The organism is Aquabacterium humicola (assembly GCF_030167915.1).
GTDB lineage: Bacteria > Pseudomonadota > Gammaproteobacteria > Burkholderiales > Burkholderiaceae_C > Pseudaquabacterium > Pseudaquabacterium humicola.
This window is the reverse complement of record NZ_JARGNB010000005.1, coordinates 123851-144321: the sequence shown is the minus strand read 5'-3', so window position 1 is coordinate 144321 and position 20471 is coordinate 123851. Positions and strand designations below refer to the sequence as shown.

The 20471-nt window shown below is 70.3% G+C and carries 17 protein-coding genes; 13 read left to right on the top strand and 4 right to left on the bottom strand.

Going from position 1 to position 20471, the window contains the following annotated elements:
* Positions 1-57 precede the first annotated feature (57 nt).
* The 6 genes from P1K89_RS21875 to P1K89_RS21850 are packed head-to-tail and all read left to right on the top strand — an operon-like array spanning position 58 to position 8976.
* On the top strand, positions 58-3159 hold the full coding sequence (locus tag P1K89_RS21875; protein ID WP_284618647.1) for a TonB-dependent receptor: 3102 nt from the start codon (positions 58-60) through the stop codon (positions 3157-3159).
* 36 nt (positions 3160-3195) lie between these two features.
* Entirely contained in the window at positions 3196-4743 is a 1548-nt protein-coding gene (locus tag P1K89_RS21870) for a tryptophan halogenase family protein (protein ID WP_284618646.1), read from the top strand.
* A gap of 24 nt (positions 4744-4767) precedes the next feature.
* On the top strand, positions 4768-5493 hold the full coding sequence (locus P1K89_RS21865) for a SapC family protein (RefSeq protein ID WP_284618645.1): 726 nt from the start codon (positions 4768-4770) through the stop codon (positions 5491-5493).
* 8 nt (positions 5494-5501) lie between these two features.
* Complete coding sequence (locus P1K89_RS21860) at positions 5502-6527, top strand: cupin-like domain-containing protein (protein ID WP_284618644.1); 1026 nt, start codon at positions 5502-5504, stop codon at positions 6525-6527.
* Positions 6528-6556: 29 nt separating this feature from the next.
* Complete coding sequence (locus tag P1K89_RS21855; protein ID WP_284618643.1) at positions 6557-8131, top strand: tryptophan halogenase family protein; 1575 nt, start codon at positions 6557-6559, stop codon at positions 8129-8131.
* Positions 8128-8976, top strand: a complete 849-nt coding sequence (locus P1K89_RS21850; protein ID WP_284618642.1) for a polysaccharide deacetylase family protein — start codon at positions 8128-8130, stop codon at positions 8974-8976. Before P1K89_RS21855 ends, P1K89_RS21850 begins: the two co-directional genes overlap by 4 nt.
* Here P1K89_RS21850 and P1K89_RS21845 read toward each other — a convergent pair.
* Entirely contained in the window at positions 8973-11006 is a 2034-nt protein-coding gene (locus tag P1K89_RS21845) for a tetratricopeptide repeat-containing protein (protein WP_284618641.1), read from the bottom strand. The two genes, P1K89_RS21850 and P1K89_RS21845, sit on opposite strands and share 4 nt — an antisense overlap.
* A 74-nt stretch (positions 11007-11080) precedes the next feature.
* Here P1K89_RS21845 and P1K89_RS21840 point away from each other — a divergent pair, with 74 nt between their 5' ends.
* The 6 genes from P1K89_RS21840 to P1K89_RS21815 all read left to right on the top strand — a co-directional run bounded on the left by P1K89_RS21840 (position 11081) and on the right by P1K89_RS21815 (position 16776).
* Positions 11081-12145: a lipase family protein gene (locus P1K89_RS21840; RefSeq protein WP_284618640.1), complete on the top strand. Its 1065-nt coding sequence runs from the start codon at positions 11081-11083 to the stop codon at positions 12143-12145.
* Between the two features lie 4 nt (positions 12146-12149).
* Positions 12150-13817 carry a serine protease gene (locus tag P1K89_RS21835; protein WP_284618639.1) on the top strand — a complete coding sequence of 556 codons (1668 nt, stop codon included), beginning with the start codon at positions 12150-12152 and terminating at the stop codon, positions 13815-13817.
* Between the two features lie 58 nt (positions 13818-13875).
* Entirely contained in the window at positions 13876-14397 is a 522-nt protein-coding gene (locus P1K89_RS21830; protein WP_439898025.1) for a GNAT family N-acetyltransferase, read from the top strand.
* Positions 14398-14430: 33 nt separating this feature from the next.
* On the top strand, positions 14431-14838 hold the full coding sequence (locus P1K89_RS21825) for a hypothetical protein (protein ID WP_284618637.1): 408 nt from the start codon (positions 14431-14433) through the stop codon (positions 14836-14838).
* 35 nt (positions 14839-14873) lie between these two features.
* Positions 14874-15878 (top strand): hypothetical protein, encoded by a 1005-nt coding sequence (locus P1K89_RS21820; protein WP_284618636.1) that lies wholly within the window; start codon positions 14874-14876, stop codon positions 15876-15878.
* A 79-nt stretch (positions 15879-15957) separates the two neighbouring features.
* On the top strand, positions 15958-16776 hold the full coding sequence (locus tag P1K89_RS21815) for a class I SAM-dependent methyltransferase (RefSeq protein ID WP_284618635.1): 819 nt from the start codon (positions 15958-15960) through the stop codon (positions 16774-16776).
* Between the two features lie 52 nt (positions 16777-16828).
* Here P1K89_RS21815 and P1K89_RS21810 read toward each other — a convergent pair whose 3' ends face one another.
* The 3 genes from P1K89_RS21810 to P1K89_RS21800 form a co-directional block, all read right to left on the bottom strand.
* Positions 16829-17353 carry a hypothetical protein gene (locus P1K89_RS21810; protein ID WP_284618634.1) on the bottom strand — a complete coding sequence of 175 codons (525 nt, stop codon included), beginning with the start codon at positions 17351-17353 and terminating at the stop codon, positions 16829-16831.
* A gap of 155 nt (positions 17354-17508) precedes the next feature.
* Positions 17509-19230 carry a helix-turn-helix domain-containing protein gene (locus tag P1K89_RS21805; protein ID WP_284618633.1) on the bottom strand — a complete coding sequence of 574 codons (1722 nt, stop codon included), beginning with the start codon at positions 19228-19230 and terminating at the stop codon, positions 17509-17511.
* 67 nt (positions 19231-19297) lie between these two features.
* Positions 19298-19510: a hypothetical protein gene (locus P1K89_RS21800; RefSeq protein ID WP_284618632.1), complete on the bottom strand. Its 213-nt coding sequence runs from the start codon at positions 19508-19510 to the stop codon at positions 19298-19300.
* A 134-nt stretch (positions 19511-19644) separates the two neighbouring features.
* Here P1K89_RS21800 and P1K89_RS21795 point away from each other — a divergent pair, with 134 nt between their 5' ends.
* A complete protein-coding gene (locus tag P1K89_RS21795; RefSeq protein ID WP_284618631.1) occupies positions 19645-20454 on the top strand; it encodes a helix-turn-helix domain-containing protein in 810 nt (269 codons plus the stop codon).
* Positions 20455-20471 lie beyond the last annotated feature (17 nt).

Sequence of the window (20471 nt, the reverse complement as noted above, 5' to 3'; positions counted from 1 at the left end):
TGCCGCCAAGACCGCCTGCAGCGCCACGGGTCCTTCTTCTCACCGGAGACAACGCTGATGAATTCCTTGCCCTCGGTCCACTCGGGTCACGGCCGGCGCCCGGTCCTTCGCATCTCGGCGCTGGCGGCGGCCTGCGGGCTGGCGTGCGGCGGGGTCGGTTCCGCGCTGGCGCAGACCGCTGCCACGCCGCCCGCGGCGGCGGCCTCCGCTTCTGCGCCCGCAGCGGCGGCGTCGGCGCCCTCGGCCGCAGCGCCGGCCCCCACCGTCGTCGCGCAGGCCACCACGCCCGCCACCGCACCGGCCGGCCAGGCCGCCGCGGCAGGCCAGGCCCCGATGACGGTGGTCGTCACCGGCATCCGCCGCAGCCTGGAATCGGCGATGGACCTCAAGCGCAACGCGCAGGGGGTCATCGACGGCATCGTGGCCGAGGACATCGGCAAGTTCCCGGACACCAACCTCGCCGAATCGATGCAGCGCATCACCGGCGTGTCGATCGACCGCTCGATCGGCGAAGGCTCGCGCGTGACGGTGCGCGGCGTCGGCCCGGACTTCAACCTCGTGCTGCTGAACGGCCGGCAGATGCCGGCCTCGCGCATCGAGGAGACCAGCGCGTCGAACTCCCGCGCGTTCGACTTCGCGAACCTGGCGTCCGAATCGGTCGCCGCGATCGAGGTCTACAAGACCAGCCGCGCCAGCACGCCCACCGGCGGCATCGGCGCGACGATCAACATCAAGACCGCGCGCCCGCTGGAGAACCCGGGCCTGCGCACCAGCATCGGCATCAAGGGCGTCAAGGACGACTCCGCCGGCCGCCTGCCGGATCGCCTGCAGGGCGACTCGGTGACGCCCGAGATCTCCGGCATCTTCAGCAATACCTTCGGCGACGGCCGCTTCGGCATCGCGATCAGCGGCAGCTACCAGGAACGCCACCTGGGCTACAACCAGGCCGCGGTGCCCAACGGCTGGCGCGCGTTCAAGGGCGACGAGAACAACTGGGGCACGATTCCCCAGCCCGGCACGCCCGGCAGCGAGAACATCACCAACCGGCCCGGCCCGAACGACATCTACTCGGTGCCGCAGAACCTGCTCTACAGCTTCAACGGCGTCGAGCGCAAGCGCACCAACGGCCAGCTGGTGCTGCAGTTCGAGCCGTTCAAGGGCCTGCGCGCCACGCTCGACCACACCTATTCCGAGAACAAGGTCCATACGCGGCGCAACGAGCTGTCGGCGTGGTTCAACTTCGGCCCGACCGTCACGTCGTGGACCAACGGTCCGGTGGCCGCGCCGAAGACCTACTCGGAAATCATCGTGCCGGCGAACAGCGACATCGCGATGGCTGGCGCCGACTACGCGACGAAGAACGAGAACAACTCCACCGGCTTCAACCTGGCGTGGAAGGCCTCGGACAAGCTGAGCTTCGAGTTCGACGCGCACAAGTCCACCGCCACGTCCGGTGCCAACAGCCCCTACGGCACGAACTCGGTGCTCGGCGCGGCCAGCCACACTCGCGGCACCACGACCGTCGACTTCACGAAGGACTTCCCGGTGCTGAGCATCGCCGGTCCCGGCATCGACGCGTCGAAGATGCTGGTCACCGGCTCGTCCTTCCGCAACAGCTACATGAAGGCCGGCGTCGAACAGGCGCAGGTCTCGGGCAAGTGGAAGATCGACGACGTGTCGCAGCTGAACTTCGGCGTCGGCGCGACCAAGGTCGACAACCGTTCGGCCTTCTCGAACGTGCAGCGCGACACCTGGGGCGGCGCGACCAGCGCGTCCGACTACCCGGACGACCTGTGGCGTGCCGACACGATCCGCCAGTACTTCGGCCAGATGCCCGGCAGCGGGGACTCGAACCTCTTCAACCAGTTCTTCGTCTGGGACTTCGAGAAGGTGCGCGCGATCGCCGCGCAGGTCGGCGGCGATCCGTCGCTGTACCTCGCCTCGGACAAGTTCACCACCGACCGCCGCGTGCGCGAGAACTCCACCAGCGCGCACGTGCAGTGGGACCGCGACTTCGAGCTCGGCCTGCCGATGCACGTGGCCGCCGGCGTGCGCTACGAGAAGACCAAGGTGACGTCGACCGCGCTGGTGCCCACGGCCACCGGCATCCTGTGGACCGGCAACAACGAGTTCTCGGTGCAGTTCGGCGCGCCGGGCTTCACGACGCTGACCGGCAAGTACGAGTACGTGCTGCCGAGCCTGGACTTCGACGTCGACCTGACCGACAACATGAAGCTGCGCGCGAGCTACGGCGAATCGATCGGCCGGCCGGGCTGGGGCGACATCCAGGGCGGGCAGACGCTGAACCAGCTGGCGCGGGTCAACGGCGGCACCGGCGCGCAGGGCAACCCTGGGCTGAAGCCGCTGGAATCGAAGAACTTCGACCTGTCCTTCGAGTGGTACTACGCGAAGTCGAGCTACCTGTCGCTGGGCGCGTTCCACAAGGCCATCGACAACTACGTCGGCGTGCAGACGATCACCCAGTCGCCGTTCAACCTGGCGACGCCTGCGGGAGGCGCACTGTTCAACGAGGCGGTGTCGCGCGGCGGCTGCTCGGCCACCGATCTCGGCTGCATCCGCACCTGGATCTTCAACAACTACGACGGCCGCAACGGCGTCAACAAGGCCGCCGGCACCATCCTCGGCCAGCCGGGCGATCCGATCGCCACCTTTGCGATCACCGTGCCGGCGAACCAGAAGTCCGCGAAGCTGAAGGGCCTGGAGTTCAACGTCCAGCACGTCTTCGGCAATACCGGCTTCGGCGTCTCGGCCAACTACACCAAGGTGTCGTCGGACCTGAAGTACAACAACGCGAGCCTGGGCGAGCAGTTCGCGCTGGAGGGCCTGTCGGACTCGGCCAACTTCGTCGGCTTCTACGAGGACAAGAAGCTCTCGGTGCGGGCGGCCTACAACTGGCGCGACAAGTTCCTGGTGGCGCGCGTCGACGGCAGCGGCCTGCCCAACCCGGTGTACGCCGAGCCCTATGGCCAGTGGGACGTGACGGTGGGCTACAAGCTCACCGACAATCTCACCGTGCAGGCGGAGGTGATCAATCTGAACGACGGCGTGCAGCGCCTGCACGGCCGCGCGAAGGAGCAACTGGTCTACATCACGCAGACCGGCCGCCGCTACATGCTGGGAGCGCGCTGGCAGTTCTGACGCCGCTGGCGTCGGCGCAGTAGGCGAGGGGGTTCGATGCAGCAGGTCCGCCAGGTGGTGATCGTCGGCGGTGGGTCCGCCGGCTGGCTCGTGGCGGGTGTGCTCGCCGCGCGCCACCCGGCGGGCGAGCCGGGCGGCCTGCAGGTCACGCTGCTCGAATCGCCCGACCGCGCGCCGATCGGCGTCGGCGAAGGCACCTGGCCGACGATGCGCGACACGCTGCGCACCATCGGCGTCAGCGAAGCGGGGCTGGTGCGCGAATGCGACGCCAGCTTCAAGCAGGGGTCGCGCTTCGACCGCTGGATCGGCGGCCGCGATCCGCTGGCCGACGGCGATCGCTACTACCACCCGTTCACGCTGCCCGAGGGCTACGGCGACGCCGACCTCGTCGCCGGCTGGCTGCACGGCCCCGCGCACGTGCCCTTCGCCGACCTCGTGGGCCCGCAGCCGCATCTGTGTGCCGAGCATCGTGCGCCGAAGCAGGCCCAGACACCCGAGTACGCGTCGATCGCGAACTACGCCTACCACTTCGATGCCGGCAAGTTCGGCCCGTGGCTGCGCACGCACTGCGTCGAGCGCCTGGGCGTGCAGCATGTGCTCGACGAGATGGTGGCGATCGAGTCGCGCGACAACGGCGACATCGCCGCGCTGAAGACACGCGACCATGGCCTCGTGGCCGGCGATCTCTTCGTCGACTGCACGGGGCTGCCGTCATTGCTGCTCGGCCGGCACTTCGGCGTGCCTTTCGTCTCGCAGCGCCACGTGCTGTTCTGCGACACCGCGTTGGCGCTGCAGGTGCCGTATGCACGTGACGATGCGCCGATTGCATCGCAGACCATCTCGACCGCCCAGGCCGCGGGCTGGATCTGGGACATCGGGCTGTCGAGCCGGCGCGGCATCGGCCACGTCTATTCGAGCGCGCACACCGATGACGCGTCCGCCGAAGCGGCGCTGCGCGCCTACATCGCGGCGAGCGGTGGCCCGCGCGACATCGGCGCCCCGCGCAAGATCTCGTTCGACCCCGGTCACCGTGAACACTTCTGGCACCGCAACTGCGTCGCGATCGGTCTGTCGGCCGGCTTCATCGAACCGCTGGAAGCCTCGGCCCTCGCGCTGATCGAACTCTCGGCGGCCATGCTGGCCGACGACTTCCCGCGCGACCGCGCGGCGGTGGACATCGTCGCGCGCCGCTTCAACGAGGCGTTCACCTACCGCTGGGCCCGCATCATCGAGTTCCTGAAGCTGCACTACGCGCTGTCGAGGCGCGACGACAGCGACTTCTGGCGCGACAACCGCCGCGAGGCGTCGATGCCCGCGCGCCTTCAGGAGCAACTGCAGCTCTGGCGGCACCGCAGCCCATCGCGGGTGGACCTGACGCGCAACGACGAGGTGTTCCCGTCGGCCAGCTGGCAGTACGTGCTCTACGGCATGGGCTTTCGCCCCGACACGCTGCCGCGGCCCGATCGCACGGCGGACGGCCATTTCCGTGCCGCTGCCGACCTGACGCGCCGTATGCTCGCCGGACTGCCCGACCACCGCGCGTTGATCGAGCACATCCGCCGCCACGGCCAGTCCGCCGTCTGATCCTTCTCCTTGCGAGCAAACCCGATGACCCGCCCCGTGCTGCTGAACAACATCGACCACCGCGACCTGCGCGTGCGCACCGAACGCACGCCCGAGCTCGGCGACGCGGTGATGTCGGCGATCACCTTTCCTGCCGAGTTCCGCAGCGTGCAGGCGCATTACCCGATCGTGTTCCAGAAGACCGCGGACGGCACCGGCTTCCAGCCGCTGGCGCTGTTCGGCTTCGAGGCCGGCGAGAACCTGTTCCTGTCCGCGACCGGCTGGGATGCCGCGTACCTGCCGATGGCCATCGAGCGCGAGCCCTTCCTGATCGGCCGCAGCGTGCACGAGGGCCGCGAGAGCCTGATGCTGCACGTCGACATGGACAGTCCGCGGCTGGTGGACGGTGCCGCCGGCGAGTCGCTGTTCCGCACCCATGGCGGCTCCAGCGACTACCTCGAGCGCATCACCTCGCTGCTGCGCACGCTCAACGACGGCATCGGCGCGACGCCGGCCTTCGTCGAAACGCTGTTGCAGCTGAAGCTGCTGGAATCCTTCGTCTTCGACGTCGAGCTCGACGACGGCTCGACGCACCGGCTCGCCGGCTTCTACACGATCGACGAGGAGCGCCTCGCGGCCCTGGACGGCGCGACGCTGGAGCGCCTGAGCCGCGACGGCCACCTGATGCCGATCCACATGCAGATCGCCTCGCTGTCGCAGCTGCGCGCGCTGGTCGAGCGCCGCAACCGCCGAAACCGCCGCGCCGGCTGACATCCGACATGAGCGTCCACCTGCCGATGCCGACGCCGGTGCGCGAAGTGTCCGGCATCGATCCGGCCGCGCTGCCGGTTGCGCTGCTGGACGCCACCGAGCCGCTGGTGATCCGTGGCCTCGTGCGCCCCTGGCCCGCCGTGCAGGCGGCCCTGGAAGGCGATACCGCGATCAGCGAGCTGCTGCGCCGCAGCTGGCGCGACGCCACCGTCAATGCCTGGATCGGCCCGCCCGAGATCCGCGGCCGCTTCTTCTACGACGAGGCCTTCACCGACTTCAACTTCCGCGCCGAGCGGCAGCCCTTCGGTGCGGTGCTGGACGCGCTGGCGCAGGTTCATGGCGATGCGGACGCGCCGGCGATCTACGTCGGCTCGACGACCGTCGACACCTGCCTGCCGGATTTCCGCGCGCACAACGACCTGGGCTTCGGCCCGATCCTGCAGCCGCTGATGAGCGTGTGGCTGGGCAACCGCACGCGCATCGCCGCGCACCAGGACCTGCCGGCCAATCTGGCCTGCGTGGTCGCCGGCCGGCGCCGCTTCACGCTGTTCGAGCCGGCCGAGGTGGCCAACCTCTACGTCGGCCCGCTCGACTTCACACCCGCCGGCCAGCCGGTCAGTCTCGTCGACATCAACGCCCCCGACCTCGAGCGTTTCCCGCGTTATGCCGAGGCCGCGCGCCGTGCCCGCGGCGCCGAGCTGGCCCCGGGCGACGCGATCCTGATCCCCAGCCTGTGGTGGCACCACGTCGAGGCCACCGCGCCGTTCAACGTCCTGGTGAACTACTGGTGGCGGCGCTCGCCGGCCCACATGGATGCGCCGGTGGCCGCGCTGCTGCACACGATGATGTGCGTGCGCGAGCTGCCGCCCGAGCAGCGCGACGCGTGGCGCGCGCTGTTCGAGCACTACGTGTTCGGCGCCGACGACATGACCGCGGCCCACATCCCCGAGCACGCGCGCGGCGTGCTGGCGCCGCTGGATGCCGACGCGTCGCGCCGGCTGCGCGCCCAGCTGCTGCAGAAGCTCAATCGCTGACCCGACCCGAACGACACGGAGACCCGCCGATGAACCCGACGCCTTCGAGCACCCGCACGCCGACCCGCCGCGTGGTCATCGCCGGCGGCGGCACCGCCGGCTGGATGGTCGCCGCGCTGCTGGGCAAGACGCTGGGCAAGCGGCTGCAGATCACGCTGGTCGAGTCCGACGAGATCGGCACCGTCGGCGTCGGCGAGGCGACGATCCCGACGCTGCTGGTCTACCACGACCTGCTCGAGCTGAACGAGCAGGAGTTCATGGCCGCGACCCTGGCCACCTTCAAGCTGGGCATCGGCTTCGAGCATTGGCGCGCGAAGGACCACCAGTACATCCATTCCTTCGGCCTGACCGGCCGCGACCACTGGAGCGCCGGCTTCCAGCACTTCTGGTTGAAGGGCCGCGAGCGCGGCCTGGCCTCGCCCGAATACGGCGACTATTGCGCCGAGCACCTCGCCGCGCGCGAAGGCCGCTTCGCGCACCTGCCGCGCGCCGGCATGAACTACGCGTTCCACCTCGACGCGACACGCTATGCGCGTTTCCTGCGCGGCTTCAGCGAGCCGCTGGGCGTGCAGCGGGTGGAAGGCAGGATCGTCGACGTGCTGACGCATGAAGACGGTGGCCACCATCGAGGACATGTCAAGGCGCTCAGGCTCGACGGCGGCCGCGAGATCGAGGGCGACCTGTTCATCGATTGCACCGGCTTCCGCTCGCTCCTGATCGGCGCGACGATGGGCGTGCCCTACGAGGACTGGTCGCACTGGCTGCCCTGCGATTCGGCGGTCGCGGCGCAGACAGCGTCTGTCAGCGAGGCCATTCCCTACACCCGCTCGATCGCCCGCGAAGCCGGCTGGCAATGGCGCATTCCGCTGCAGCACCGCGTCGGCAACGGCATGGTGTATTCGAGCAGGCACCTCGCGGACGAAGACGCGAAGCGCCTGCTGCTCGATCGCATCGAGGGCGAGGTCCTCGCGCCGCCGCGGGTGCTGAAGTTCCGGCCCGGCCAGCGTGCGCAAGCCTGGCGCGGCAACGTGGTCGCCATCGGCCTGGCCGGCGGCTTCATCGAGCCGCTGGAATCGACCAGCATCCACCTGATCCAGCGCGGCGCGATCAAGCTGATGCAGCTGTTCCCGTCCGAGGGCATCTGCGACGCCGACGTCGACGAATACAACCGCCAGACGCGCTGGGAGATGGAGCACATCCGCGATTTCATCGTGCTGCATTACCACGTGACGCAGCGCGACGACACCGCGTTCTGGCGCGCCTGCCGCGAGATGGACATCCCCGCGTCGCTGCGCCAGCGCATCGAGCTGTTCCAGGAAAGCGGCCGCGTGTTCCGCGCACCGAACGAGCTGTTCGCCGAGAACTCGTGGATCCAGGTGATGCTGGGGCAGGGCATCGTGCCGCGCCGCGGCAATGCCACCGCCGACCTGATGGGCGACGAGGAGCTGGGGCACTTCCTCGAGAGCATCCGCGCCGGCGTGCAGCGCACGGTGATGCAGCTGCCGAAGCACGAGGCCTACGTGCGCGACTACTGCGCCGCCGCCGCTGCGCGGATGGGGGTCGGCGCGGCCGGCAGCGTGCCGGCGGCGGCGATGCAGCGGTGAGCCGCCGCGCGCGGCAGCGCCTCGCGTTCGTGCGGGTGGTGTTGCTGGCGCTGGTGGCCTTCTGTGGCGCGCCTCGTGCTGACGCGCAATCGCAGCGGCCATCCGACACGCCGTTCGCCTGGCCCGGCGGTGCCCGCATCGCCGTCAGCCTGTCCTACGACGATGCGCTGCCGTCGCAGCTGAACCATGCGCTGCCGGCGCTCGATGCGCTCGGCCTGAAGGCCAGCTTCTACCTGACGCTGGCCAGCGAGACGGTCGCGAAGCGCCTGCCGGAATGGCGCGCCGCCGCCCGGACCGGCCACGAGCTGGGCAACCACACCGTCTTCCACCCCTGCTCGCGCACGGCCGGCCCCGGCCGTGACTGGGTGACGCCGCCGCGCGACCTCGACCGCACCACGGCCGCCGCGGTGCGCGACGAGATCGCCACGGCCAATGCCTTCCTGCACGCGATCGACGGTCGCACCGAACGCACCTTCACCGCGCCCTGCGGCGACGTGCTGGCCGGCGGCGAGCCGTTCCTGCCACTGGTGAAGCCGATGTTCGTCGCGATCAAGGTCAGCGAGGGTGGCGTGACCGCCGACGTGCTGGCGCAGGACCTGCATGCGATCGGCTCCTGGGCGCCGGTGAATGCCGACGCGGATGCGCTGATCGGCTTCGTCGAACGCGCGGCGGCCGGTTCGAACGGCCGCGCACTGGCCAGCATCATCCTGCACGGCATCGGCGGCGACTACCTGTCGATCCCGGTCGACGCGCACCAGCGCCTGCTGCGGCACCTGGCCGCGCATCCGCAGCGCTACTGGGTGGCGACCTTCGGGGATGTGGCGCGTTGGGTGCGTCGGCGCTAGCCGAGCAGCTCTCGCGCGTCGAGCTCGACCACCTTGAACTGGTGCTTCCGCGCTTCCTGGAGCAGATGACGGGTTCCGCCGGGACCGTCGGCATCGAGGACGGGATTGAACAGTGCAATCAGCGTGAGATGGCTGGCCTGAAGCGAGAGGGCGGTGAACATCATCCAGAGATTGTTGCGCTGCCACACATCGTAGCCCCCGTGCTCGGCAAGCCACAGCGGCATGCTCTCGGCATCTTGCAGTACGCGCGCCGCGGCTGTCGCACGCAGTTGGCTGAAGCGCTCCACCCACGAAGGTCCGCCATGCTGCACCGAGGTGACCTGAAAACGATCAGGGGGCAGTGCCAGCCACACCTTGTGGTCGATGCCGGCTGCAGCGGCGGCTTCATGGAACAGGATGTCCGCACCGCATGCACCGCCGGCGAGCGCCAGCGAGATGGGGCCGAGATTCGACTCTTCCTCCAAGGCCTTCCGGATCATCTGCTGCGCGATCTGCTCTGCGCGTTCGGTGCGTGGGAAACGGGGATGGGGGCGCCCGAGGCGGTCGACCATGTGCCCGGTGAAGAGCACGACACGCTGTGGCGGAGGCGGATCCACCGCCGGGTGCAGGCTCGCGACTTCCTGCAGGGCAGCGCTCGTCGCCGGCTCGAACAACTCCAGGTGCTGGAAGACTTCGAGATTCCGGCGCGTGGCTTCGACCGTGAACTGGTCTGCCGAGCTGAGCGCGCCAACGTAGGCTGCGCGAACACGCTCTTCGTCGTCCGGCCGTGTCAGCAGGACGAGTTCGGCGATGCTGCTCTTGCCCCAGTCATCCAGATCCGCCGGGCGGCCAACCACAGGGTCGCGGTCGAGCGCCAGCTCGAGCAGTGCGGCCACGCGATCGGCGGTGCGCGTACGCTGCTGCAAGGCGCGCGCGGCATCGTCGTTGCCCTCGAAGCGCGCCTGCCAGACCTGGGGTTCTGCGGCCGCCAGCGCGGCCTGGATCTTCAGCAACGCGAGCACATTGATGGCCGGGTAGTGGCGATCCAGCCGATGGCGCATCGCACCGAGGTAGGCATCGAGGGCATTCTGCAGGTGGGCCGAGCGCAGGGCCTGCCGCGCGAGCGAGGCGGGCGCGGCAGCGCGGCATTCGTCGATCCAGCGAGTCTTGGCGTTGCTGCCGAGCAGCGCTTGTGCCTCGGCTCGGTCGACACCGTTGCCGGCCGCCGCGAGTGCCTGCTTCACCGCCAGGTCGGAACGCGTCAGCAGGTCCGCCCGGTCCGTTTCAGGTGCGGTGCGCGACAGGCGCTGGTAGATCGTTCCCAGGCGCTGGTTCGCCAGCAGATCGTTCGGGTCGACCTCGCGCAAGGCTTCGAACGTCACCCGCGCACCATGGTTCGCCTTCAGCATGAACTGCGCATTGCCCACCAGGCGCAAGCCTTCGGTTCGCCACTCGAGGCCGTCGAGCTCCTGCGCCATCAGACGCAGCTTGCCGACATCGCGCGTGCTGACTGCGCGCGCGATCTCCTCCTGGAAATCTGCCGGCGCCGGTATCAGTTCGCTGCGCGCGTGCGGCCTGAGCTTGGGCAGTTGCTGGAAGACCGGACTGTCCTTGCCCGGGTCGGCAAGGCTGAGCCGAAGTGTCTCGGCGAGCCGGTCCACGCCGTCCGCGAGCTTCTCGCGGTCGTACAGGAAATAGCGGTCGCTCTGCAGGTCGAAGGGATAGGAGTTCTTGTCGTCGACTTCCGATCGCAGCAGCACGGTGTGTCGCTGTTGCAGGCCGTGGCGGATGCCAAGCTCGTAGAACACGTTGGCGTTGTGGATGGACACGTCGGCGATCACGAGATCACTGACCACGAGCTGGCGGAACATGTCCGTGCGAATGTTTCCCTGCTTGACGATCTCCCCGGTGGTTCCGCCAGTCACGCGAATGCCGTGGCGCGCTTCGAGCTTCGCCAGTGCGGGACGGATCAGGGCCGATTCGACGAGGTCGAAATCGAAGCCGCCCTTGATGCCGAAGGGACGCACGATGAACAGGGAGTAGAGGGGCATGGTCGTCTCCGATGGGAAAGCATAGGAGTCGCGGGCCGAATGCGTGGCCTGGGTTCTCGTCCGGTTCCTCACAATTGACGACAGCGCAGCTTGCGCACTCTTTGTCCTGCGAGGCAAAGTCGCCTTTCCGTCGCCCCGATGCGGGAGGTCTCGTGAGCGCTGCCATCGTTTTCATCCACGGCCTGGCGAAGAAGCCGCCGCCCGAGAAACTGCGCGAGATCTGGATCGACTGGCTCGGGCGGGACAACCCGATGCCGTCGGCGTTTGAGCCGCCGAACGATGGGCTGGTGCTCGAGGCCGAGGGCATCACCGATCACTTCGTGTATTGGGCCGATGTCTTCTACGGCAAGGCGTACGACACGGACTACTCCGCTTACGAGTCCTTCGAGGGGCTCGAAGTCGTGCGGGCCGAGGTGCTCGGTGGTGCCGATGCGCCGGCGCCGGCCGCCGTGCCGGCCAACGCGCGTGAAGCTGCTTTCCTGGCCGGCTTCGAGGCCAAGCTGAGCGCACAGCCCGTGCTCCAGCCGGCGCCGCCTTCGACGCACGAGGGCGCCGCGGCGGCGGGTCTCGAGATCGCCAGCTGGCTGCCCGAGCCGATCAAGCAGGCCGTGATCAAGAAGGCTGCGATGGAGGCCTACTACTACCTGTTCGACAAGGAGTTCGACAGCCCCGGTGGCCAGCGCGTGAAGGTGCGCCAGCACCTGCGCTCGCTCGTGCTGGCGCAGGTCGCGCAGGCGCGGCAGCAGGCCGATCGTGTGATCGTCGTCTCGCACAGCATGGGCACGATGCTGGCCTACGACGTGCTGCGCAATTGCGCGGAATGCCCGCCGGTCGATACGCTGTTCACGCTGGGTTCGCCGCTCGGGGTCCAGGAGGTCCAGGACGAACTGAAGGCCCAGGGCCAGGACAGTGTCGATTTTCCGGCCGAGAAGCTGGGGCACTGGATCAATGTCTACGACCCGCTCGATCCGGTGTGCGGCGCGGATCCGAAGTTCGTCAACGACTATGCCGAAGTGAGCGGCAAGCGGGTGGTCGACATCGAGGAGTCGAACTGGGGCAAGTGGCGGCACACCATCACGCACTACCTCGCCGGCACGCAGCTTCGTCGCGAACTCCGGCGGGCGGCCACAGAAGGTTGATGCGATGCGGCCGGCGACACCTGAGGAACGCGCCCGGATTCTCCTGACCGGAAAACTGCCCGACGCACAGCCCTGGGAGCTTGGCGAAGCCGCACAGTCGATTGCCTCCGAGTTGCGCGACGCCAGATGTCCGGTCACCCGGGAAGGCGTTCAGAAGGCGGCTACGGTACTGAACTCGGCGCGCCATTTCGAGGCCAGCCGCTCGATCACCGAGGCGTGGCAGGCTCTGCGAGCGCCGGATGCCACGATCGCGCGACTGCAGGCACAGGCGCTGATCGAGCTGAATGCGCTCGACGCGGCGGAGCAGGTGTTGAATCGGAGCATCGCCCGCTTCGGGCAGGGGGCCGATGCGCCGTCGCCGAAAGAGGCCGCCGAGCACCAGGGCCTGCTCGGCCGCATCGAGAAGCAGCGGTTCGTGGCCGACGGCGAGCCGGCACGGCTGCGCGAGGGCATCAAGCGCTACCTGACCACCTACCGCCAGCATCCGGCCCGGCCCTATTGGCATGGCATCAACAGCGTGGCACTGCTGTGCCGGCAAGAGCGTGACGGCCTCGGATCGATTGCCGACGACGGGACGACCGCATCGAGCCTGGCCAATGAGCTGCGCCAACAGTTGCTGGCGCAGTGGTTGCGCAATCCCGGTGACTACTGGATGGCAGCCACGTTGTCCGAAGCGGCCTTGGCACTCGACCTGCCCGAGGACGCGGAGTTGTGGCTGTACCGCTTTCTTCATCACCCGGACACCACACCGTTCGCGATCGACAGCTACGACCGCCAGCTGCGCGAGATCTGGGAGGGCCGCGCCGTCGGCCCCGGTCCGGCCCTGGCAAGCCGTCTCACTGGGATCATCGCATCGCACCTGCTGCGTACCCAATCGCGCATGACCGTGTCGCGCGATCAGTTGCGCGACATGGCGCGCCAGCTCGATGCCGACCCCGCGCACCTGGAGAAGAATTTTTCCGGCGAACGCGGCATCAGCCTGAGCCTGCTCACGCGCATGGTGCAGTCGTGCGCATCGATCGGCTGCGTCTCCAATCGCTCCGGTGAACGTCTGGGCACGGGTTTCCTGGTCGCCGGCAACTGCCTGTCGGAGGCCTGGGGGCCGGCGCCCGTGTTCGTGACGAATGCGCATGTCATCAGCAATGACGTCGCCAACGCCATTGCCCCGGGTGACGCGCTGGTCAGCTTCGAAGTCGAATCGCTGGCCACCAAGGCGCCGGTGTTCCATGAAGTGGCCGGCAACCTGCTCTTCTCGTCGAAGCCGGCCGAGCTGGGGTATCGATGCGCCGACGGCGATCACCTCGACGTCTCGGTCGTCCGTCTTGCCAATCTGGCCCCGAGCCATGCAAGCCTGGAGTGCAGCTTGCCGCTGCCGACGCTTCAGGGCAAGGCCAAAGCGTTCGTCGTTGGCCATCCGCAGGGCAGCGGTCTGCAGGTGTCGCTGCACGACAGCCTGCTGCTGGACATCGACGATGACAAGCGGTTGGTGCACTACCGGACGCCCACCGATCCTGGCAGTTCAGGTAGCCCGGTCTTCAACAGCGTCTGGAAGGTCATCGCGCTGCACCATGGCGGCTCCGCCACCACGCCGCGCCTGCACGGCGAGGGCAGCTACGAAGCGAACGAAGGCATTTCCATCGCAGCGATCAAGCGAAGGGCCTCCGCGGCCTGAGCTCGAAGGGCGGCACGTCGACGCACTGGCTTAGAGTGCGTCGATGGCCTCGCTCCAGATCGCCCCCGCCCGCGTCGCGCTGCGCCCGATGACCGACGACGACCTGCCGATGCTCCAGCAATGGATCGGCCGCCCGCACGTGGCCGAATGGTGGGACGCCGACGAAGCCGCGTGGTCGTTCGAGCGCTTCCGCGCCAGCTACCTGCCGCGCGTGATGGCCGAGGAGAAGGTCACGCCGTACATCGTGCAGCTCGACGGCCGCCCGGTCGGCTTCGCGCAGTCGTACGTTGCGATGGGCAGCGGCGACGGCTGGTGGGAGGACATCACCGATCCCGGCGTGCGCGGCATCGACCAGTTCATCGGCGAGGCCGATCTGCTCGGCCGCGGCCTGGGCACGGCGATGGTCAAGGCGCTGGTGCGGCAGCTCTTCGCCGACCCGGCCGTGACGCGCGTGCAGACCGATCCCGACCCGACCAACGCCCGCGCGATCCGCTGCTATCAGAAGGCCGGCTTCCGCGCCGTGCGCGAGATCGTGACGCCGGACGGGCCGGCGCTGTACATGCTTTGCGAGTGCGCCTGAGCCGGTGCGCGGCTTGCCCGGCTGGTCCTCCGCATGAAGCTCGACCCCTTCGTCACCGTCGACGACCTGCCGTTCACCACGACGATGGACGAGCTGCGCCGCCTGCACGGCGTGCCGCGCCGCGAGGCGCTCAACGACGTCGGCCTGCACGAGCTCGACTACGGCCACGTCGTCTACCGGTTCCAGGACAGCACCGGCCGGCTCGAGGAGGTGACGCAGCGCGCGACCGTGCTGTACCTGCCGGGCGGCGTGGCCGTGCCCTTCGCGTCGTTGCAGGCCTACCTGCGCGAGCACGACCCCGATGCTTTTCGCGCTGGCGGCTTCTTCGTCAGCCCGCGCCACGGCCTGGCTTTCGATCCGGCCGATTCGAACTGGGTGACCGTTCTGGCGGCACACTGCCTGCCGCAGTGGCGTGCGCTGGCGACGCATCCGCCGCCTTGAAGCGGGCACGCCCGAAGACGACAGGGAGGACTCCGATGTTTCTCAGACTGCTGCTGCTCTCGGCGCTGGCGTTCGTGCTGCCGGCGCGAGCCCAATCGGACGCGAGCCCGGCGGCCACGGCGCTGATCGCGGACACGGCCTTTCCGGCCGGTCAAGGCGCCGGCTTGTTCTTCCACCTGGCGGAGGTCGACGGCCAGCCGGTGGCCGACGACGCAGTCCGCGCCAGCCTGTTCGCCAGCCGGGGCCGCGGGCGAAACATGGTGCTGGTGCAGGTCACCCGTTCCGTGCCTTCGGGCCGGCATCGGTTGAAGGTCGTCGCGCGCACCGCCTTTTCGGCGCCGATCGAGTCCTTGTTTCGGGCGGCGCCGGCGACCTTCGAAGGGGTCCTCGAGGTGGACCTGGCGCCGTACGAGCGCTATCAGGTGGCCGGCGCGCTCGATGCCTTCCGCCGCGAGCTGTGGATCGAGCGTGCCGGGGGCGAGATCGTCGGCCAGAAGCTGATCGACGCGGGCGATCCCGATGGCCAGTCGGCCGAGATGGCGGGGGCCGCGTACACCTGCTGCAACCTGCACTACGACGGCGACTGGATCAGCGATGCGAACTGGAGCACTCTGCCGCTGATTCCCGCCGGCGCGCGCATCGTGGTCAAGGACTGGGGCCGGCACCGCGCGCACGTGCTGATCAACGGCCGGCCGATGCGCATCGGCCTCGACTACGGCCGCGAGCGTCTGACGCGCGAGCAGCTGCTGGCGTCGTTGATGGTCAAGGACGACCCGCGGGTTCGCCTCGCAACCTTTCCCGAAGCCGTGCAGCGCGCCGTGCGCGCCGGCCTCGCGATGGTCGGGATGACGCGCGAGCAGGCGCTGATGGCGCTGGGCCCGCCGCGCGCGGACCAGACGCCGTCGCTCGACGCGCTGCGCTGGACCTACTTCACGCAGCAGGAAGATCCGTTCGTGCTCGTCTGGGATGGGGAAGGGCGCATCGTGTCGATCGAAGCGGACCCGGCGGTGACGGCCATCGTCGTGCAGCCGGTGCCTTGACGACAGGGGGCCCGTGGCCCGGCCCGCCGCGCGCCGCGTCCTAACATCGTGTGCTGCCAGGACCACCGGACCGCGCACGATGAGCACCTCCTCCACCTTCGTCGCCCACGACGGCGACGGCTACGAATTGCTGATGGGCCGCTGGAGCCGGCAACTCGCGCCGGCCTTCGCCGAGTTCGCCGGCGTGAGCGACGCGCACCGCCAGGTGCTGGACGTCGGATGCGGCACCGGCCACCTCGCGCGCACGGTGGCCGAACGGCATCCGGCGGCGCAGGTTCAGGGGGTCGACCTGTCGCCGGCCTACGTGGACCATGCGCGCCGGCATCACGCCGGCGAGCCGCGGCTGGCCTTCGCGGTCGGCGACGCCTGTGCGCTGGATTTCGCCGACGCGCGCTTCGACGCGGTGCTGTCGATGCTGGTGCTGCACTTCGTGCCGCAGCCCGAACGCGCGGTGGCCGAGATGCGCCGCGTGGTGCGGCCGGGCGGCGTGGTCGCCGCGGCGGTGTGGGATGCACGCGGCGGCTTCGTCGCCAACCGCCTGTTCTGGGACACCGCGGCGGCGGTCGACCCGCAGGCCGTGGCGCGCCGCGCGCGCAACTACACGCGGCCGATGACGCGGCCCGGCGAGCTGGCGCGGGCCTGGCGCGAGGCCGGCCTGCAGGACGTGCAGGCGGACACCATCGGCATCCGAATGGACTTCGCCTCGTTCGACGACTACTGGGCGCCGTACGAAGGCCAGGACGGGCCCGGCGCCGAATACGTCGCGACGCTCGACGCCGCGCTGCGCGAGCGCGTGCGCGACGCGGTGCGCGCCGCCTACCTCGATGGCGAGGACGACGGCGCGCGCTCGTTCGCCGCGCTGGCGTGGTCGGTGCGCGGCAGGGCGCCCGGCGCGTAGCGGTGCTGCGGTCACGGTCACGGTCGCGGCGCGCGGGCCGCGCCGCGGTGCGTCACTCCTGCACCAGGATCACCACGCACGAGACGCAGGCCACCAGCAGCGGCATGCCCGAAGTCGGCACCACCTTGTACTTGCAGCGCGCGATCGCCCGCGTGACGCCGGCGAAGCGCCCGGTGCCGCCGCTGACCGGGCCCTCCAGGCCGGCCAGCAGGTAGAACTGCCCGTCGCTGCCCTGGGTGACGCCGACGGCCGTCGATGCGCCGAAGTCGGGCACCACGGTCTGGCCGTCCCAGCTGATGTCGCCGTACACCGGGAAGCGGCCGAGGTCCAGCGCATGGCTCGCGCGGGCCGGCTGGCCGTTCGGGTAGTACAGCGGGCAGCTGATGGCCAGCGCCGGCGCCTGGTCTTCCGGCGACTGGCCGATCAGCACGTCGGCCGATCGCCACAGGCGCGGCAAACCGTTGGCGGCCGAAGCTTCGGCGGGCAGCAGGGCCGCGGCGCCGGCGAAGGCGGCGGTCCAGGCGGCGGGCAGGGCCCCGCCGGTGCGCAACAGGGCGCGGCGTGTCGTGTCGATCATCTGCAAGCCTCCTGTGAGGCCCCGCACCCGAAGACGGTGGGCACGGCGGCAGACGAAGGCTAGGGCGCGCCGCTCGGCGCGGCTTCCAGCGAATCACCCACGCCGGCGGGCGACGGGCTGCGTGATTTCACCCAGCCGGCCCGCCGGCGCGGCGCTCACACCAGCTTGTGCTCGTAGGCCCAGGCGGTGGCGGCGGCCCGGGAGGCGACACCGAGCTTGGCGAACAGGTTGCCCAGGTGGCGGTCGACGGTCTTCGGGCTCAGGCCGAGCTGGCGCGCGATGGCCTTCGTCGTCAGGCCGGTCGCCACCAGCCGCAGCACCTGGCGCTCGCGCTCGGTCAGCGCGGCGGTCGGATCCGTGGCCTGCGCCGATCGCGCGGCGTGCGGCGCCGGCACCTGGGCCTGCGCACGCTGCCGTAGCGCGTGCAGCGCCTGCAGGTCCGGCAGCGCACCGAGACGCTCGAAGGTGTCGTGGGCACCATCGATCTCCAGCAGCGCACCATCGGCATCGCCCAGCGCCAGCCACGCGCGCGCCAGCAGCACGCGCAGCCGCGCCAGCCGCAGCGGCGCGCGCAGCTGCAGCCACACCTCGCGCGCCGGCCCGATCGTCGCGGGCAGGTCCGTGGCGCGGCCGTCGCACAGCAGCAGCGACGCGGCGGCTTCGCGCGCCTGCGCCGCGAACACCGGCGTCCGCCAGGTGGCGGCCACCTGCGCCAGCTCGGCGGCGGCGGCGCGCGCGGCGTCGACATCGCCCGCGGCCAGCATCGTGTCCAGCTGCGCCGGCAGGCAGCGTGCACGCGCCAGCGGATCGGTCAGCGTGCCCAGCAGCCGGCGCATCGTCGCGGCTGCGGTGTGCAGCTCGCCGGTCTGCAGCTGCAGCAGCGCGCGGCCGGGCTGCGGATCGAGCCCGCAGCGGCTGGCCTCGCGGTACGCGCCGTCGGCCAGTGCCGCATCGCCGCGCTGGCGATGGATCTCGGCCTGCTCGTAGTGCGCCAGGCCCAGCGCGTCGCGGTCGAAGTCGCCGACGCACAGGGCCACCGCGGCGCGCGCTTCGTCGAGCGCGCGCACCCAGTCGCCGTCGAGCGCGAACACCTGCGCGCGGTGGATGCGGCAGTGGCCCTTGAAGAGCACCAGCTGCGGCCGCTCGCCGCACCAGCGGTCGAGCGCGGCGGTCCATTCGCGCATGCGGTCGAGGGCGCCCACACGCTGGCAGGCGGCGATCGCGCTGCAGTAGACGAGGCCGGTGACCACCGGCGCCAGCTGGCCCGAACCGACGGCGATCATCGCCTCGTCCATCAGCGCCAGCCCTTCGTCGACACGCGCCTGCCGCAGCAGCGCGCGACCCTGCAGGTTGCTGGCGAAGGCCAGCAGGTCGCGGTCGGCGCGGCGCTCGGCCAGCACCACCGCGCGCGCGGCGGTCTCGCCGGCGGCGCGGTCGTCGCCGATGTTCATCAGCCGCTGCGCCTGCGGCAGCAGCAGGTAGCCCTGCTCGACACACTCCGGCCCGACCTCGTCGGCGAGCTTGTGCGCCCGTGCCAGCCAGGCGCCGGCGCGGCTGGCCTCGCCGCGTGCGAAGAGGCGAAAGCCCAGCCACAGCGCGGCGCGCGCGGCGCCCTGCAGGTCGGCGGCCTGCACCCGCGCGTCGTGCAGGCGCTCCAGCAGCACCAGCATCTGGTCGTCGCGTGTCGTCAGACCGGCCGACCAGGCCAGGCGGTCGAGGTCCTCGGCCACGAGCGGCGACGATGCATCGACCTGCGTCAGCAGATGGAAGGTCGATTCCCACTCGTGGCGCGCGTAGCTCTGCCGCGCGAGCGTCAGCACCGAGGGCGCGTCGGTGGTGGTGGCGGGTCCGGTTGCGGCGTCCGTGTGGCTGTCCAAGACGGGCCTCCTCTCTCCCGGAGAGAGCCCGACTTATACGCCGCCGCCGCGGCGTCGTGAATCGTGGTCAGGCCAGGACGGCGGCGGCGGGCGTGCCGCACAAGCAGCCCTGCTCGCCGGCATCGCAGCCGCAGTTCGGGCCGCAATGGCAGGCCGGTGCGGCCGCGGCCTGCATCGCCGGCATGGCGCTGCCGTGCTGGCAGCCGCAGGTGCAACTGGCGCCGGGGCAGTTGGCGCATTGGCAGCGGCGGTCCATCGAAGCGGTGGTGGTCGTGTACATCGGAATCTCCTGGGGTGGTTGAACAAGCAGCGGATCGGTGGATCCGTGAGGGCGAATTCTGGTGATCGGGGCGCGGCGCGACTTGAATGAAGCGGCTGTTCTCATAGACTGCCGCGGCAGCCTCTGGAGTGCCGATGCAGACGCAGCCCGCGATCGCCGCGAGAGCCCCCCGCCGCCCGGTGGCCGGTGTGGGCCGCGTGCTGCTGTGGAGCGGCGGCAGCCTGTGGATCGGCCGCCAGGCGGGGCGCGTCGAGACGCATGCGCACCATGCGCTGCAGCTCACCGTGACGCTGGACGGCAACCCCTACCTGCTGCGCGATGACACCGCCGGCTGGACCGAGCACCACGGCAGCCTGGTGATGCCGCACTGCGAACACCAGTTCGACGGCTGCGGCGGCAGCGTCGCCCACCTGTTCGTCGAGCCCGAGACGGTGCAGGGGCGCGCGCTGCTGGCGCGGCATGCCGGCGCGCGCATCGCCGACCTGCCGCCGGCGGCCGCGCAGGCGCTCGTGCAGCCGCTGCGGCACGCCCATACCCGGCAGGCCGACGACACGACGCTGGCCGCCACGGCGCGCGCCGCGCTGGCCGCGCTGGTCGGCCCGCTGCCTGCACCGGACAGCGTCGACCCGCGCATCGCCCGCGTGCTGGCGGCGCTGCGCGAACGGCTCGCCGATCCGCTGTCGCTGGCCGATGCCGCGGGCGTCGCGCACCTGTCGCCCAGCCGCTTCCGCCATCTCTTCGTCGCGCAGACCGGCATCTCGTTCCGCGCCTGGCTGCTGTGGGCGCGCGTCGAGCGGGCGGTGGCCGCCGCGATGGGCGGGCAGTCGTGGACGGCCGCGGCGATGGACGCCGGCTTCGCGGATTCAGCGCACCTCAGCCGCACCTGCCGGCGCATGTTCGGCATCGCGCCGGCGACGCTGGTGCGCGAGGCGGCCGCGCGCTGACAAGGCGCGCGCCTCGC

Bases quoted from the DNA above. Each gene is read 5' to 3' on its own strand.
- P1K89_RS21875 (WP_284618647.1), top strand. From the start codon at position 58: ATGAATTCCTTGCCCTCGGTCCACTCGGGTCACGGCCGGCGCCCGGTC.
- P1K89_RS21870 (WP_284618646.1), top strand. From the start codon at position 3,196: ATGCAGCAGGTCCGCCAGGTGGTGATCGTCGGCGGTGGGTCCGCCGGC.
- P1K89_RS21865 (WP_284618645.1), top strand. From the start codon at position 4,768: ATGACCCGCCCCGTGCTGCTGAACAACATCGACCACCGCGACCTGCGC.
- P1K89_RS21860 (WP_284618644.1), top strand. From the start codon at position 5,502: ATGAGCGTCCACCTGCCGATGCCGACGCCGGTGCGCGAAGTGTCCGGC.
- P1K89_RS21855 (WP_284618643.1), top strand. From the start codon at position 6,557: ATGAACCCGACGCCTTCGAGCACCCGCACGCCGACCCGCCGCGTGGTC.
- P1K89_RS21845 (WP_284618641.1), bottom strand. From the start codon at position 11,006: ATGCCCCTCTACTCCCTGTTCATCGTGCGTCCCTTCGGCATCAAGGGC.
- P1K89_RS21835 (WP_284618639.1), top strand. From the start codon at position 12,150: ATGCGGCCGGCGACACCTGAGGAACGCGCCCGGATTCTCCTGACCGGA.
- P1K89_RS21825 (WP_284618637.1), top strand. From the start codon at position 14,431: ATGAAGCTCGACCCCTTCGTCACCGTCGACGACCTGCCGTTCACCACG.
- P1K89_RS21820 (WP_284618636.1), top strand. From the start codon at position 14,874: ATGTTTCTCAGACTGCTGCTGCTCTCGGCGCTGGCGTTCGTGCTGCCG.
- P1K89_RS21815 (WP_284618635.1), top strand. From the start codon at position 15,958: ATGAGCACCTCCTCCACCTTCGTCGCCCACGACGGCGACGGCTACGAA.
- P1K89_RS21810 (WP_284618634.1), bottom strand. From the start codon at position 17,353: ATGATCGACACGACACGCCGCGCCCTGTTGCGCACCGGCGGGGCCCTG.
- P1K89_RS21800 (WP_284618632.1), bottom strand. From the start codon at position 19,510: ATGTACACGACCACCACCGCTTCGATGGACCGCCGCTGCCAATGCGCC.
- P1K89_RS21795 (WP_284618631.1), top strand. From the start codon at position 19,645: ATGCAGACGCAGCCCGCGATCGCCGCGAGAGCCCCCCGCCGCCCGGTG.